Below are 15,369 nucleotides of genomic sequence, written 5' to 3' on the forward strand. Positions count from 1 at the left end.
CTAGATTGCCGCCGGCGCGGATCACGGCCGCCGCCATTCGCGCCCGGTGCGGCGCAGCATCTCGAACGACGACGCCGGACCCCAGGTGCCGGCCTCATACGGCTCGGGCTTGCCGTGCGCAGCCCAATTGTCCAGAACCGGATCGAGTATCTCCCAAGCCAATTCGACTTCCTCGTTGACCGGAAACAGCGACGGCTCGCCGAGCAACACGTCGAGGATCAACCGCTCGTAAGCCTCCGGCGAATCCTCGGCGAACGCCGAGCCGTAGGAGAAGTCCATGTTGACGTCGCGGACTTCCATGGCGGTGCCGGGCACCTTGGATCCGAACCGCAGCGTGACCCCTTCGTCGGGCTGCACCCGGATCACCAGAGCGTTGGCGCCCAACTCGTCGGTCATGGTGGCGTCGAACGGCAGATGCGGCGCACGCTTGAACACCAGCGCGATCTCAGTCACCCTGCGGCCCAGGCGTTTTCCCGTGCGCAGATAGAACGGCACCCCCGCCCAGCGTCGGGTGTCCACCTCCAACGTGATGGCGGCGAACGTCTCGGTGACCGAGTCCTTGGAAAAACCCTCCTCGTCGAGCAGCCCCACCACCTTCTGCCCGCCCTGCCAGCCGCCGGTGTACTGGCCGCGGCTGGTGGTCTCGTCCAGCGGCTGCGCGAGCTGTGTGGCCGAGAGCACCTTGATCTTCTCGGTCTGCAGTTCGGTGGGCTGGAAGCTGACGGGCTCCTCCATCGCGGTCAGCGCCAGCAGCTGCATCAGGTGGTTCTGGATCACGTCGCGCGCGGCACCGATTCCGTCGTAGTAGCCGGCGCGGCCGCCCAGCCCGATGTCTTCGGCCATGGTGATCTGCACGTGGTCGACGTAGTGCGCGTTCCAGACCGGGTCGAACAGCTGGTTGGCGAACCGCAACGCCAAGATGTTCTGCACCGTCTCCTTGCCGAGGTAGTGGTCGATGCGGAACACCGACTCCTCCGGGAAGACGCTGTTGACCACTTTGTTGAGCTCGCGTGCGCTGTCGAGGTCCTGGCCGAACGGCTTCTCGATCACCACCCGGCTCCATCGGCCGTTGTGCGGCCGGGCCAGCCCGGAGCGGTCCAGCTGCTCGCAGACTGTCGGGAACGACTTGGGTGGGATGGCCAGATAGAAGGCGTGATTGCCGCCAGTGCCGCGCTCGGCGTCGAGCTTGTCCAGGCACTCGGCCAGCCGCGCGAACGCGGCGTCGTCGTCGAAAGTGCCTTGCACAAACCGGATTCCCTCGGCCAACCGGTCCCAGATCGCCTGGCGAAACGGTGTGCGGGCATGCTCCTTGACGGCCTGGTACACCTGCTGGCTGAAGTCCTGGTCCTCCCACTCGCGGCGGGCGAAACCGATCAGTGCGAAGGTGGGCGGAAGCAGGCCACGGTTGGCCAGGTCGTAGACGGCCGGCATCACCTTCTTGCGGGCCAAGTCACCGGTGACTCCGAAGATCACCAGGCCGCACGACGGAGCGATCCGGGGCAGCCGCTTGTCGCGCTTGTCCCGCAACGGGTTTGGTGGCGACCCGCTGCGCCCGGCTTCGCCACGCTTGCGATCACCACGGGGGTTTTGCCACTGCCCGGCGGCGGTCCGGGCACCGGCCGGGCTCACTTGGCGGTGGAGTCGAGCTGGGCTTGGGTTTCCTTCAGCAGCTCGTTCCAGGACTCCTCGAACTTCTGCACGCCTTCGTTCTCCAGCACGAGGAACACGTCGGTCAGGTCGACGCCCACCGCTTCGAGCTTGTCGAACACCTCCTGTGCCGCCGACGCCGTGCCGGTGACAGCGTCACCGGTGATGACGCCATGGTCGGCGACGGCGTCAATCGTCTTCTCCGGCATGGTGTTCACCGTGTTCGGGGCGACCAGCTCGGTGACGTAGAGGGTGTCGGAGTAGTCGGGGTTCTTCACCCCGGTCGACGCCCACAGCGGCCGCTGCACCCGCGCGCCGTCGGCCTTGAGCTTCTCGTAGTCACCACCGCCGACGAAGACTTCCTGGTAGGCGGCGTAGGCCAGCCGGGCATTGGCGACCCCCGCCTGTCCGCGCAGCGCCAACGCTTCCTCGGTGCCGATCTTTTCCAGCCGCTTGTCGACCTCGGTGTCCACCCGGGACACGAAAAACGATGCCACCGAATGGATCTTGGACAGGTCGTGGCCGGCCTTCTTGGCCGCCTCCAGCCCCTTCAGGTAGGCGTCCATCACCGCCCGGTGCCGCTCGACGGAGAAGATCAGCGTGACGTTGACCGAAATCCCCTCCGCCAAAGTGGCGGTGATGGCCGGCAACCCGGCCTCGGTCGCCGGGATCTTGATGAACAGGTTCGGCCGGTCGACGATCTTCCACAGCTCGACGGCCTGAGCGATGGTCTTGTCGGTGTCGTGCGCCAGCCGCGGGTCAACCTCGATCGACACCCGGCCGTCGACCCCCTCGGAGGCCTCCCACTGCGGAGTCAGCACGTCGCAGGCGTTGCGGACGTCGTCGGTGGTGACGGTGCGAATCGTCGCGTCGACGTCGGCGCCGCGCTCGGCCAGCTCGGCCAGCTGCTCGTCGTAGACGTCGCTGTCCGCAAGTGCTTTCTGGAAGATCGTCGGGTTGGTGGTGACGCCGACGACGCACTTGGTGTCAATCAGTTCCTGTAAGTTGCCGGTCCGCAACCGCTCTCGCGACAAGTCGTCCAGCCACACGGATACGCCCGCAGCGCTCAGAGCGGCGAGGTTTGGATTCTGAGTCATTGGACTTCCTCCTTCTCAGTTGTCCAGTGCCCGTTCAGCGGCGGCCACGACGGCTTCGTGGGTGAAACCGAACTCGCGGAACAGGGTCTTGTAGTCGGCGGATTCGCCGTAGTGCTCGATCGACACGATCTGTCCGGTGTCGCCGACCAGCTTGTGCCAGCATTGCGCGACGCCGGCCTCGACGGCGACCCGCGCCGACACGCTCGGCGGGAGCACTTTGTCGCGGTAGTCGGCCGGTTGCGACTCGAACCACTCCAGGCAGGGCATCGATACCACCCGCGCGACGATGTCTTTGTCCGCCAATGCTTTTTGGGCTGCGACGGCGATCTGCAGCTCTGAGCCGGTGGCGATCAGCACGACGTCGGGTTCGTCGCCGCCGTCGTCGCCGAGCACGTAACCACCCCGGGAGACACCTTCAAAGCTGGTGCCCTCCAGCACCGGCAGGCCTTGGCGGGTCAGGCAGAGGCCGACCGGGCCGCTGCCGTTGCCGCGGGCCAGGATCGAGCGCCAGGCGTAGGCGGTCTCGTTGGCGTCGCCCGGCCGAACCACCGACAGGTTCGGAATCGCGCGCAGCGCCGAAAGATGCTCGATCGGCTGATGGGTCGGCCCGTCTTCGCCCAGGCCGATCGAGTCGTGCGTCCACACGTAGATGGTGTCGATGTCCATCAACGCCGCCAGCCGTACCGCCGGGCGCATGTAGTCGGAGAACTGCAGGAACGTGCCGCCGTAGGCCCGGGTGGGGCCGTGCAGCACGATGCCCGACAAGATAGCGGCCATCGCGTGCTCGCGAACACCGAAATGCAGCACCCGGCCGTACCACGACGCAGTGAACTCTTTGGTGGAAATCGACGGCGGCCCAAAGGAATCCGCGTCGTTGATCGTGGTGAGGTTGCTCTCGGCCAGGTCTGCCGAGCCGCCCCACAGCTCGGGCAGCTTCGGGGCCACCGCGTTCAACACCTTGCCGGACGCCTTGCGCGTGGCGATCTCCTCGGAGCCCGGCTCCCAGTGCGGGACATCGGCGTCCCAGCCCTCGGGCAGCTCCTCGGCCGTCAAGCGGTCCAACAGCGCCTTGCGCTCCGGCTCGCGCTGCACCCAGGCATCGAAATCCGCCTGCCACTTCTCGTGGGCCTCTTTGCCGCGGTCGACCAGCTTGCGGGTGTGCGCCAGCACGTCATCGCGGACCTCGAAGGTCTTGTCGGGATCGAAGCCGAGCACCTTCTTGACGGCGGCGACCTCGTCCTCGCCCAGCGCCGCGCCGTGCGCTTTGCCGGTGTTCATGGCGTTGGGGGCCGGATACCCGATGATCGTGCGCAGCTCGATGAACGACGGCCGGTCGGTGACGGCCTTGGCGTTGGCAATCGCCTCTTCGATCGCGACGACGTTCTCGCCGCCCTCGACCCGCTGCACATGCCAGCCGTACGCCTCATACCGGGCGGCGGTGTCCTCGCAGAGCGCGATGTTGGTGTCGTCCTCGATCGAGATCTGGTTGTGGTCGTAGAACACGATGAGGTTGCCCAGCTGCTGCACCGCGGCCAGCGACGACGCCTCCGACGTCACGCCTTCCTCGATGTCACCGTCGGAGGCGATCACGTAGATGTGGTGGTCGAACGGGCTGGTGCCCGGGGCGGCGTCCGGATCGAACAGGCCCCGCTCGTAGCGCGAGGCCATCGCCATGCCGACCGCCGACGCCAGGCCCTGGCCCAGCGGGCCGGTGGTGATCTCCACACCCTTGGTGTGCCGGAACTCCGGGTGGCCCGGTGTCTTGGAGCCCCAGGTGCGCAGCGACTGCAAATCCGATAGCTCCAACCCGAAGCCACCGAGGTAGAGCTGGATGTAGAGGGTCAGGCTGCTGTGCCCGGCCGACAGCACGAACCGGTCGCGGCCCAGCCAGGTCGTGTCGCTGGGGTCGTGGCGCATCGTTCGCTGAAACAGCGTGTACGCCAGAGGAGCCAGGCTCATCGCGGTGCCCGGATGGCCGTTGCCGACCTTCTGGACGGCGTCGGCGGCCAGCACCCGGATGGTGTCGACGGCGGCCGAGTCGATATCGGTCCAGTCGTCGGGGTGGTGCGGTCGGGTGAGCGTAGAGATGTCTTCCAGTGTGGTCACGACTCAAGTCCTCGGGTCGACAAGTTGATCCCTCCCCACCCTAGTGCGGGATTGCTGGTCGCAGCAGGCCGAGATGTCGGGTACCCGCTGAGGGCTGGTGCGAAAATAGCGCGCCCGGCCGCTCGAGCACCGCGATTGCGTGGAATGACTGTCGAGTCGCCGCCGGCCTGCCACGATTGGCGAGTGGGTGTGTGAGCAACCAGATCACCGGGGGAACAGAAATGACGGCCGTTGTCGCGGGACCAGATATCGACGCACTGAGCGTCAACACGATTCGCACTCTGTGCATAGACGCCGTCCAAGCGGCCAACTCCGGCCATCCGGGGACCCCGATGGCGATGGCGCCCGTCGTCTACGCGTTGTGGCAAAAGGTTCTGCGGTTCGATCCGGCCGATCCCATCTGGCCGAACCGGGATCGGTTCATCCTGTCGGCAGGGCATGCCTCGACGCTGCTCTACTCGATCCTGCACTTGACCAACGTGCAAGCCGTCGACGCGGACTATGAGACGGTGGGCAAACCGTCCGTCGAGCTGGACGACCTGAAGAAATTCCGCCAGCTCGACTCCAAGTGCCCGGGCCACCCGGAGTACCGCTGGACATCGGGCATCGAATGCACGACGGGTCCGCTGGGCACCGGTGTGGCGACCAGCGTCGGCATGGCGATCGCGTCGCGCTGGCTCGCCGCCACCTACAACCGCCCCGGACACGAGCTGTTCGGATTCAACGTGTACGCCCTCGCCGGCGACGGCGACATGATGGAAGGCGTTGCCTCCGAAGCGGCTTCGCTCGCGGCGCATCTGCAGCTGTCGAACCTGTGCTGGGTCTACGACAACAACAAGATCACCATCGAGGGCTCGACCGACATCGCGTTCACCGAGGACGTCGCAACCCGGTTCGTCGGCTACGGCTGGAACGTCACCCGCGTCGGCGACGCCAACGACCTGCAGATGCTGGCCCGCGCATTCGAGACGTTCGCGCACGAGCAACACCGCCCGACGCTGATCATCGTCGACAGCCACATCGCCTACGGCGCACCGACGAAGGAGGGCACCGCGGCCGCGCACGGTGAGCCGCTCGGCGAGGACGAGGTCCGCGCGGCCAAGTCGTTCTACGGCTTCCCGCCCGACGAGCAGTTCTACATACCGGAGGGCGTCTATGAGAACTTCGCCGACGGGATCGGCGCGCGCGGCGCCAGGCTGAGCGGCGAGTGGAAGACCGCCTTCGAGGCCTACCGGGCCGAATTCCCCGACCTGGCCGACCAGCTCGAGCGGATGCAGCGTCGCGAACTGCCCGACGGCTGGGACGCCGACATCCCGACCTTCCCCGCCGACCCGAAGGGCATCGCGTCGCGGGCGTCGTCCGGGCAGGTGCTCAACGCACTGGCCAAGAACTACCCGTGGCTGATCGGCGGCGCCGCCGACCTCGCGCCGTCGACCAAGACCCTGCTGACTTTCGACGGTGCCGGTGACTTGGAGCCGGGCAATCCGGGCGGGCGCAACCTGCACTTCGGTGTGCGCGAATTTGCTTCCGGCGCAGTGACGAACGGGCTGGCACTGTCCAAGATCCGGGCCTACTGGTCGGGTTTTCTGATCTTCTCCGACTTCGCCCGCGGCGCGATCCGGCTCTCGGCGATCATGGAGATCCCGACGATCAACATCTTCACGCACGACTCGATCGGGGTCGGGGAGGACGGCCCCACTCACCAGCCGGTTGAGCAGCTGCTGTCCTTGCGCGCCATCCCCGGCCTGCTGGTGATCCGGCCGTCCGACGCTGGACCGCTCGGTGTATGCGCCGGCATCCGGTCTTGCCCGGGGCGCCTATGTGCTCGCATCGGCCGACCATCCGGAGCTGATCCTGATGGCGACCGGCAGCGAGGTGTCGCTGGTGGTGGCTGCCTACGAGCAGCTGACCGCGGAGGGGGTGCGGGCCCGGGTGGTGAGCATGCCCTGCCTGGAGGTGTTCGAGAATCAGCGGCAGTCCTACCGCGACGAGGTGCTGCCGCCGTCGGTGCGGGCGCGCGTCGCGGTCGAACAGGCGTCGACGCACGGCTGGCATCGCTACGTCGGGCTCGACGGCGCCGTGATCGGCATGGAGACGTTCGGGGCGTCCGCCCCGTCGAAGGAACTGCTCACCAAGTTCGGTTTCACCCCGGACCGGGTGGTCGAGACGGCGAGGACCGTGCTGGAACGCGCCAACAGTTGAGCGTCTACCATCCTCTGTAGTAGAAGCCGCGCGCCGCTGCGATCCGAGGAGTATTGCGTGAGCATTCGCGGGCGCTGGACCAAGCAAGCCCCGAGCCAAGTACGCACTAGCGTGCTGGCGTACCTGGCGCTGACCAAGCCGCGGGTCATCGAGCTGTTGCTGGTGACCGCAATACCGGCGATGCTGCTGGCCGACCGCGGCACGGTGAACCCCCTGCTGTTCCTCAACACGCTGATCGGCGGGATGCTGGCCGCCGGCGGCGCCAACACCCTGAACTGCGTCGCCGACGCCGACATCGACAAGGTGATGAAGCGCACCGCGCGCCGGCCGCTGGCCCGGGCCAGTGTGCCGACCCGCAACGCCCTGGTGTTCGGTTTGGCCTGCAGCGTCGGCGCGTTCTGCTGGCTGTGGTGGACGACGAACCTGCTGTCGGGACTGCTGGCCGTCGCCACGATCGCGTTCTACGTGTTCGTCTACACGCTTTTGCTGAAGCGCCGCACCTCGCAGAACGTGGTGTGGGGCGGAGCGGCCGGCTGCATGCCGGTGATGATCGGCTGGTCGGCGGTCACCGGCACCATCGGCTGGCCCGCGCTGGTGATGTTCGCGATCATCTTCTTCTGGACGCCGCCGCACACCTGGGCGCTGGCCATGCGCTACAAGGAGGACTACCAGGCGGCCGGCGTCCCGATGCTGCCCGCGGTGGCGACCGAGCGCCAAGTCACCAGGCAGATCCTGGTCTACACCTGGCTGACCGTGGCCGCGACGCTGGTGCTGGCGCTGGCCACCGGCTGGCTGTACACGGCCGTTGCGGTGGTGGCGGGGGTGTGGTTCCTGGCGATGGCGCACCAGCTCTACGCCGGGGTCTGCCGCGGGGAGCCGGTCAAGCCGCTGCGGCTGTTTTTGCAGTCGAACAACTACCTGGCCGTGGTGTTCTGCGCGTTGGCACTGGACTCCGCGATCGCGTTGCCGACCCTGCTGTAGAGCGTCGGACGGAACTTTTTCCTGCCGTCGGCCGACTAGTGCTCAGGTATGCGTAGCCGGGGGAGGCTCTGGGATGACGGCGCCGATCTGGATGGCTTCACCGCCGGAGGTGCACTCGGCGTTGCTGAGCAGCGGTCCCGGACCGGGGTCGTTGTTGGCTGCCGCCGCCGCGTGGTCGTCGCTGAGCGCTGAGTACGCCTCGGTTGCCGACGAGCTCACCGCGCTGCTCGCCGATGTGCAGGCCGCGGCGTGGCAGGGGCCCAGCGCGGAATCGTACGTCGCCGCGCATGTGCCGTATGTGGCGTGGCTGACGCAGGCCAGCACCGACAGCGCAGCAGCGGCGGCCCAGCACCAGACCGCGGCTGCGGCCTACTCCGCCGCGCTGGCCGCGATGCCGACGCTGGCCGAGTTGGCGGCCAACCACGCGATGCACGCGGTGTTGGTGGCGACGAATTTCTTTGGTATCAACACGATTCCGATCGCGCTCAATGAGGCCGACTATGCCCGGATGTGGGTGCAGGCCGCCGCCACGATGACCACCTACCAGGCCGTCGCAGGTACCGCGGTGGCGTCAACACCCACTACCGCCCCGGCGCCACAGATCCAGAAATCCGACAGCACCGACAACGGCGGCACCCAGGACATCATCGACAACGACAGCGGCAACCCCTACGACCCGAGCTGGTACGTGAACCGGGTCACGGAAATCACCGACACTCTCGGCAGGGACTTTCCCGAAATCCTGTCCAACCCGTCGCAGGGGATACCCCAGCTCTGGAGCGACATCGGGGCCCTGATCGCCGACGAGTTCGGTCACCTCGGCGAATTCATCAATGCGTTCCAACCGGAACTGATCGCGGCCGCAGTCGGTCTGACCGCCGCCAACGCCGGATTCGCAGGGGGTTTCGCCGCGCTGGCCGGCTTGGCGGGCATACCTCAACCGGCCGATGCGCCGGCCCCGCAGGCGGTGTCCGCGCCGGCTCCGTCCAAGACGTTGCCGGCCGCCGGGCTCTCGCCGTCGGTGGCGCCGACTGTGTCAGCATCGACGACCACCACGACATCGACGCCGACGCCCGGCTCGGTCAGCGCCCCCACTCCGCCAGCGTCACCGGCGGGCGCGGTCGCCGCAGGTTTCGCCGCGCCCTACCTCGTCGGCCCTCCCGGCATCGGATTCGATTCCGGCATGAGCGCGAGCGACCGTGCCGGCGCCAAGAGGAAGGTCCCGGAACCCGACGCCGCCGCGGCGGCCGCGAGAGCCGCGCGAGAGCAGAAGCGGGCGCGGCGGCGCCGGCGGGCCGGGATGCGCGGGCACGGCGACGAATTCATGGACATGAACATCGAGGTCGAGCCGGACTGGGCTGGGCCGGCCGCGCCGACTGTTGCCTCGGATCACGGGGCCGGGCCGGTCGGTTTCGCGGGCGCCATACGCGCGGAAACGGCCGCCGCGGCGGCCGGGCTGACCACGCTCGCCGGCGATGGGTTCGGCGGGGGCCCGACGATGCCGATGGTGCCGGGCAGCTGGAATCCAGACCGGGAGGGAGACGGCGGACAGCACGACTGACGCGGTCAATTCAATATGCCGACGTTGCGCCCGGTCGTTCGGCACAGCCGCGCCGGCAGGGCATGGCAGTCCCACTCTCCCCGTTGCAACCAGTCGCACAGGATGCAGACATCAGTCTCGTCGTTGATCGGCCCGATCCAAAGGGCCGGTTCGCTGGGAACACGGTCGATCGAGCATGGCTGCAGCACCACCATCACACCCGGACCGTGGAAACGCGACCCGCAGGTGGCTATGCGGAGCATGCACCCCGTGACAACCAGCATGCCGTGATCGCAGCGGCGGATCGTGGCCCGCAGTGCCTCGAGCACCGGCAGCTCGGATTGCGTTGTGCAAGTTCGGCACAAAGCCAGAGTGAAGGGGCGCCTGGTGGCGCGGTGTGCTGAGGTCATGGCGCCCCGCCGGGTGGTTTCGGCAATCCGCCGTTTCCGCCGGGGTAGGGCAGCAATGCCATTTCGCGAGCATTTTTGATCGCCAAGCTGACCTGCCGCTGCTGCTGGACTGTGAGGCCGGTGACTTGGCGGGACCGGATTTTGCCGCGATCGGAGACGAAGACCCGCAGGGTTGCGGTGTCTTTGTAGTCGACGGTCGCCACGCCGAGGCTGTCGAGCAAGTTCTTCTTGGCGCTTTTGCTTTCGGGCGCGGCGCCCCGGCGGTTGCGCGCCGATTTGCCGGCCATTACCAGCTCGCCTTGCGGATGCCCGGGAGTTGCCCGTTGTGGGCGAGCTCGCGCACCCGTACCCGGGACAGTCCGAACTTGCGCAGATGACCGCGCGGCCGACCGTCCACCGCGTCACGGTTGCGCAGCCGTACCGCACTGGCGTCGCGGGGTTGACGGGCCAGCTCCGCTTGGGCGGCCAGGCGCTGCTCGGGGCTGGTCGAAGGCAAACGGATGATCTCTTTGAGCTCGGCGCGACGCAGCGCATAGCGGGCCACGGTCGCGCGGCGCTTTTCGTTCTTGACGATCTTGGATTTCTTGGCCATCGGCTCAGCGCTCCTCACGAAAGTCGACATGGCGGCGGACCACCGGGTCGTACTTTTTGAGCACCAGCCGGTCGGGGTCGTTACGCCGGTTCTTGCGAGTGACGTAGGTGTAGCCGGTGCCCGCCGTGGAGCGCAGCTTGACGATGGGGCGAATGTCGTTGCGCGCCATCAGATTTCGACGCCCTGGCGGCGCAGCCGGGCAACGACGGTCTCGATCCCGTCGCGATCGATGACCTTGATGCCCTTAGTGCTGACACGCAACTTGATTCGACGGTCCTCCGACGGCAGGTAATAGGTCTTTCACCTGGATGTTGGGCGACCACCGCCGCGGCGTGCGGCGGTGCGAGTGCGACACCGAGTTACCGAACCCGGGTGTGCGCCCGGTGACCTGACAGTGAGCGGACAAGCCACGCCTCCTCTACCTTGCGGCTTAATGAAAATGATTTTCGACAAGCGCACGGCTGACTGTATCGTGATTCCCGCACTAATGAAAATCGTTTCCAACTAGGGGAGGGCGATGCGTACTCCGGTTGTTCTGGTTGCCGGACAGGGCGATACCGACGCAGTAACGGGCAGCTTGTTGCGCAAGCCGGGAACGCTGGTCGTCGAGCACCGATTCGATGGGCACATCGTGCGACGCACCCTGATCATGTTGCGGCGGGGGGAGCTGGTCACCGCCGAGACCATCCTGGAGCTGGCCCACGGCTGCGTCGCCTGCACGATCCGCAACGATTTGTTGATCCTGCTGCGTCAGTTACATCGTCGAGATGACGTCAAACGCATCGTCGTTCACCTTTCGCCGTGGCTTGAGCCCGAACCGATCTGCGTGGCGATCGACCACGTCCGCATCAGAGTCGCGCCCGGCTACATCGATGGCCCGGCGGCCCGGGATGTGGCCATTGCCGCGGTGCTGACGTGCGTCGATGCCCACAGCTGGCTGCAGCAGGCGCTCGGCGACGAGGAACTCGACGACGGGCGCACGGTTGCTCAGGTGGTGGTTGGTCAGGCCGAGTTCGCCGACGTGCTGGTTTTGACGCACCCTGAACCGACGACGCTCGCGGTGCTGCGACGCCTGGCGCCCCGCGCGCGCATCACCGTGAGCACCGAGCGAGTCGAGATGGCCTTGGCCCACATCGACTCCGCTGCCCGGCGAGGCCGCAGCGATGAACCGCATGATCCGCTGCTCGCCGGTGAGCCGCCACTGCACGCCGAGGACGGCGTTCAGATCGTTGAGTTCAACGCCCGTCGCCCGTTTCATCCCGAACGCCTGCATGAGGCTGTCGACGTACTGCTGGAAGGGGTGATCCGAACCCGGGGCCGGGCCTGGCTGGCCAACCAGCCTGAGCACTGCGCGTGGATCGAATCGGCCGGCGGCGGGATGAGGATCAGTTCAGCGCGAAAATGGCTCGCGGCCCTGAGTTCCTCGGAGCTGGCCTATGTCGATCCGCAACGGCGCGTCCTGGCCGAGTTGATCTGGGAACCCGGCATCGGCGATCGGCATACCTCGATCATGGTCCTGGCGTGCGGCGCGCAACCCGCCGAGATTTTGGACGCGCTGGGTCGCGCGCTGCTCACCGACGATGAAATGGCCACACCGCAGCAATGGAGCCGGTACGCCGACCCCTTCGGTGAGTGGCACGAGGACCCTTGCGACGAGTTACCCGAATTAGCCAACGAATTCCCATCACATGGCAACCGAGGCGGGGAGCCGCGATGAAGCCCGACATCCATCCCGACTACCATCCGGTGGTCTTCCAGGACGCCAACACAGGCAAAGCATTTCTGACGCGGTCGACCATGACCAGCTCGCGCACCATCGAGTGGCACACCCCCGAGGGTGCACGCACTTATCCCCTGGTGGTGGTTGAAGTCAGCTCGGCTTCCCATCCGTTCTGGACCGGCGACCGCCGCATCGTCGACACAGCCGGCCAAGTCGAGAAGTTCCACCGCCGGTACGGGCAGCGATAGCCGCCGGCTCTGTCACCGTCCGAAGCCACTGTTTCGAACTGACGACCGGCATCGTCGGCGGCGCAATAGGCTATCCGCGAATCGAATTCGCGTAATGTCGCGGCTCACCCGTCAGAATGGACCTCCACCCGCCGACCAACACGTCCGCCTTTCCGCCGGCGTCAGTGCTCGTCGTAGTGGTCGTCGTGAGGTGCGTGCCTACACCCATCGTGGATGTAGTCGACGTGGTCGCCATGTGGTACGGCCACATGTCCGCATCCCTCGCCGTGAACATGGTCATGACGCTCATGCACCACGTGCTCCCCGGACGGCTCGCATTCGTCGTAGTGGTCGTCGTGCGATCGATGAAGATGACCGTCGTGCACGTAGTCGACGTGATCGCCATGCGGTACTGCTACGTGACCGCACCCTTCGCCGTGGACATGCTCATGGCCAATGTGTTGCTTGTGCGCGGCAGTCATTGTTTCCTTCCCGCTGTTCGGCCGCCAGTGGGCTCATGGTAGCGCCGCGGGCAGCGCTGATTCCCTAAAATCGCAGCGCCACAACGCCTCTACGTCGCCGCCGACTCCCGAACGCTGTCCCGGCAGTGCCTTTGAACCAATGCAGCCACGCGATTTGCAACGCGGTCGGCTGACCCGGATTCCGCCTTGGTTGCCGTCACGTGCGGAAGATTTGCCAAACGAGTCGCCAAACCGCGATCTGTGTGGTATCAGTGTAACGGCTAATGAAAATCATGTTCATCTTCTGCAGTCGATAGTCCGGTAGCGAGGAGTGCCTGCCATGACGTTGCGTGTCGTTCCCGAAGGCTTGGCCGCCGCCAGTGCAGCCGTCGCAGCATTGACCGCGCGGCTGGCGGCCGCGCACGCCAGCGCGGCCCCGCTGATCTCGGCGGTGGTGCCGCCGGCGGCCGACCCGGTGTCACTGCAGAGCGCGGCCGCATTCAGCGTTCGCGGCGATGCGCACGAGGCAGTGGCGGCTCACGGTGTGCAGGAGCTGGGCCGCTCCGGTATCGGCGTGGGCGAGTCGGGCGCCAGCTACGCCGCCGGAGATGCGGCGGCAGCGTCGTCGTATCTGGTTCTAGGCGGCCTATGACGGCGCCGGTGTGGATGGCCTTTCCGCCGGAAGTGCATTCGGCGTTGCTAAGCAGCGGCCCGGGGCCAGGCTCATTGTTGGCTGCGGCGAGCGCGTGGAATTCGCTGAGCACCGAATACGCGTCGGTGGCTGAGGAACTCACCGCACTGGTGGCGTCGGTGCAGGCGGGAGCATGGGAGGGGCCGAGCGCGGAGTCCTATGTCGCCGCGAATATGCCGTATGTGGAGTGGTTGATGCAGGCTAGCGCCAACAGTGCTACGGCGGCTGCCCAGCATGAGACCGTGGCCGGGGCCTACACCGCCGCGCTGGCGGCCATGCCGACTCTGCCCGAGTTGGCGGCCAACCACGCTACGCATGCGGTGTTGGTGGCAACGAATTTCTTTGGCATCAACACCATTCCGATCGCGCTCAACGAGGCGGACTATGCGCGGATGTGGGTCCAGGCCGCTACCACGATGACCACCTATCAAACCGTTGCCAGCACGGCCGTGGCGGCAACGCCGCAGACCGCCCCGGCGCCGCAGATCCAGAAAAGCGATGCTTCAACCCAGGACTCGGGCAACCCCTTCCCCGACCCCAAGGTCGACAATCCCATCGATGACTTCATTGCCAACATCCTGAAGAACGTCGGAATCAATTGGAACCCGGCACAGGGGACCGTGAACGGACTGCCTTACGACGCCTACACGAACCCGGGCCAGCCGATCTACTGGGTTGTCCGAGCCCTCGAACTATTCGAGGATTTTCAACAGTTTGGCGTATACCTGACACAAAATCCGGCGTTGGCATTTCAGTATCTCGTTGCCCTCGAGATGTTCGACTGGCCCACCCACATCGCCCAGATTGCCGGCTGGTTGCCTAGCCAGCCGGCGTTGCTGGCGGCTGGAGCGCTCATCGCGATCGCCCCCTTCGGAGCCGTAGGGGGTTTCGCGGGGCTGGCCGGCCTGGCCGCACTGCCTCAGCCGGCTGCGGTCCCCGTGCCCGTACCGGTGGCGCCAACCCCAAACGTGCTGCCAGCAGTTGCAATAGCCCCGTCTGTAGCCGCACCCGCTGCTGCCCCGGCGACCGCACCGGCGCCCGCGCCCACCTCCACGGCAAGCACCGGTGTCAGTTCTGCGCCGCCGCCGCCGGCGCCGTCGCCAGCCGGTACGGCGGGGTTTTTCCCTCCCTACGTTGTGGGACCGCCCGGCATCGGATTGGGCTCCGGAATGAGCGCCAGCGCGAGCTCCAGTGCGAAAAGGAAGGCGCCGGAACCCGACGCTGCAGGCGCGGCTGCGGCAGCGGCCGCGCGGCAGTCGGCGCGGGCGCGGCGGCGCCAGCGCACGAAGCAGCGTGGGCATGGTGACGAGTTCGTGGATATGAACGTCGAGGTCGACCCGGACTGGGGCACGCCATCGGGTGGGGAGGCCACCGCCTCTTCTGCAGCGTCGGATCAAGGTGCCGGGCCGTTGGGCTTTGCCGGGACCGTGCGCAAGGGAGCCGTCGCTGAAGCGGCGGGCCTGACGACATTGCCAGGTGATGAATTCAGTGCGGACCCTCGGATGCCGATGGTGCCGGGCAGCTGGGAGCACGACGGACCCGCCGGCGAGGACGGCGAAGTACGGAACTAACGAGAAGTATTGCGGGTCAAGGTAAAGAGTCAAACAGAAAGGATGTGAGTGATGAGTTTGTTGGATGCCCATATTCCGCAGTTGGTGGCGTCGCAGTCGGCGTTTGCGGCCAAGGCGGGGTTGA

General features: G+C 66.7%; 15 protein-coding genes and 2 pseudogenes. 8 read left to right on the forward strand and 9 right to left on the reverse strand.

Annotation, left to right across the window (positions count from 1 at the left end; all coding sequences use genetic code 11):
- Nucleotides 1-21: 21 nt before the first annotated feature.
- The 3 genes from zwf to tkt form a co-directional block, all read right to left on the reverse strand.
- A complete protein-coding gene (gene zwf, locus AWC14_RS04630; protein ID WP_045377676.1) occupies nt 22-1,527 on the reverse strand; it encodes a glucose-6-phosphate dehydrogenase in 1,506 nt (501 codons plus the stop codon).
- Nucleotides 1,528-1,625: 98 nt separating this feature from the next.
- Nucleotides 1,626-2,744: a transaldolase gene (gene tal, locus AWC14_RS04635; protein ID WP_045377599.1), complete on the reverse strand. Its 1,119-nt coding sequence runs from the start codon at nt 2,742-2,744 to the stop codon at nt 1,626-1,628.
- A 15-nt stretch (nt 2,745-2,759) separates the two neighbouring features.
- Complete coding sequence (gene tkt / locus AWC14_RS04640; RefSeq protein WP_045377596.1) at nt 2,760-4,850, reverse strand: transketolase; 2,091 nt, start codon at nt 4,848-4,850, stop codon at nt 2,760-2,762.
- Nucleotides 4,851-5,071: 221 nt separating this feature from the next.
- Here tkt and AWC14_RS04645 point away from each other — a divergent pair, with 221 nt between their 5' ends.
- The 3 genes from AWC14_RS04645 to AWC14_RS04655 all read left to right on the forward strand — a co-directional run bounded on the left by AWC14_RS04645 (nt 5,072) and on the right by AWC14_RS04655 (nt 9,594).
- Nucleotides 5,072-7,072 (forward strand): transketolase family protein, encoded by a 2,001-nt coding sequence (locus tag AWC14_RS04645; RefSeq protein WP_428838941.1) that lies wholly within the window; start codon nt 5,072-5,074, stop codon nt 7,070-7,072.
- 37 nt (nt 7,073-7,109) lie between these two features.
- The gene (locus AWC14_RS04650) at nt 7,110-8,033 is read left to right on the forward strand and encodes a heme o synthase (RefSeq protein ID WP_057003439.1); all 924 of its coding nucleotides are present in this window, start codon (nt 7,110-7,112) and stop codon (nt 8,031-8,033) included.
- A 73-nt stretch (nt 8,034-8,106) separates the two neighbouring features.
- Nucleotides 8,107-9,594 (forward strand): PPE family protein, encoded by a 1,488-nt coding sequence (locus AWC14_RS04655; RefSeq protein ID WP_045377593.1) that lies wholly within the window; start codon nt 8,107-8,109, stop codon nt 9,592-9,594.
- Nucleotides 9,595-9,599: 5 nt separating this feature from the next.
- Here AWC14_RS04655 and AWC14_RS04660 read toward each other — a convergent pair whose 3' ends face one another.
- The 5 genes and pseudogenes from AWC14_RS04660 to rpmB all read right to left on the reverse strand — a co-directional run bounded on the left by AWC14_RS04660 (nt 9,600) and on the right by rpmB (nt 10,981).
- Nucleotides 9,600-9,902, reverse strand: coding sequence for a hypothetical protein (locus AWC14_RS04660; protein ID WP_235215874.1), 303 nt, complete (start codon nt 9,900-9,902; stop codon nt 9,600-9,602).
- 77 nt (nt 9,903-9,979) lie between these two features.
- A complete protein-coding gene (gene rpsR, locus AWC14_RS04665) occupies nt 9,980-10,270 on the reverse strand; it encodes a 30S ribosomal protein S18 (RefSeq protein WP_045377588.1) in 291 nt (96 codons plus the stop codon).
- The gene (gene rpsN / locus AWC14_RS04670; protein WP_045377585.1) at nt 10,270-10,575 is read right to left on the reverse strand and encodes a 30S ribosomal protein S14; all 306 of its coding nucleotides are present in this window, start codon (nt 10,573-10,575) and stop codon (nt 10,270-10,272) included. The genes rpsR and rpsN overlap by 1 nt, the downstream gene beginning before the upstream one ends.
- A 4-nt stretch (nt 10,576-10,579) precedes the next feature.
- Complete coding sequence (rpmG, locus tag AWC14_RS04675; protein ID WP_045377582.1) at nt 10,580-10,744, reverse strand: 50S ribosomal protein L33; 165 nt, start codon at nt 10,742-10,744, stop codon at nt 10,580-10,582.
- Nucleotides 10,744-10,981: pseudogene (rpmB, locus tag AWC14_RS04680) on the reverse strand (50S ribosomal protein L28). Before rpmB ends, rpmG begins: the two are co-directional and overlap by 1 nt.
- Nucleotides 10,982-11,092: 111 nt before the next feature.
- On the opposite strand from rpmB, the gene mrf reads away from it, so the two are divergent.
- On the forward strand, nt 11,093-12,292 hold the full coding sequence (gene mrf, locus AWC14_RS04685; protein ID WP_045377578.1) for a ribosome hibernation factor-recruiting GTPase MRF: 1,200 nt from the start codon (nt 11,093-11,095) through the stop codon (nt 12,290-12,292).
- Nucleotides 12,289-12,543, forward strand: a complete 255-nt coding sequence (locus AWC14_RS04690; RefSeq protein WP_045377575.1) for a type B 50S ribosomal protein L31 — start codon at nt 12,289-12,291, stop codon at nt 12,541-12,543. Before mrf ends, AWC14_RS04690 begins: the two co-directional genes overlap by 4 nt.
- Nucleotides 12,544-12,704: 161 nt before the next feature.
- Here the strand turns inward: AWC14_RS04690 and AWC14_RS29440 are convergent, their stop codons facing one another.
- Nucleotides 12,705-13,004, reverse strand: coding sequence for a hypothetical protein (locus tag AWC14_RS29440; protein WP_081968097.1), 300 nt, complete (start codon nt 13,002-13,004; stop codon nt 12,705-12,707).
- Nucleotides 13,005-13,323: 319 nt separating this feature from the next.
- On the opposite strand from AWC14_RS29440, the gene AWC14_RS04700 reads away from it, so the two are divergent.
- The 3 genes and pseudogenes from AWC14_RS04700 to AWC14_RS27990 form a co-directional block, all read left to right on the forward strand.
- A complete protein-coding gene (locus AWC14_RS04700; protein WP_057003438.1) occupies nt 13,324-13,635 on the forward strand; it encodes a PE family protein in 312 nt (103 codons plus the stop codon).
- Nucleotides 13,632-15,245, forward strand: coding sequence for a PPE family protein (locus tag AWC14_RS04705; RefSeq protein ID WP_057003437.1), 1,614 nt, complete (start codon nt 13,632-13,634; stop codon nt 15,243-15,245). Before AWC14_RS04700 ends, AWC14_RS04705 begins: the two co-directional genes overlap by 4 nt.
- A 51-nt stretch (nt 15,246-15,296) precedes the next feature.
- Nucleotides 15,297-15,369 (forward strand): annotated as a pseudogene (locus AWC14_RS27990) (type VII secretion protein EsxS); the annotation flags it as partial.

Origin of the sequence: Mycobacterium kyorinense, assembly GCF_002101735.1 — a bacterium.
GTDB lineage: Bacteria > Actinomycetota > Actinomycetes > Mycobacteriales > Mycobacteriaceae > Mycobacterium > Mycobacterium kyorinense.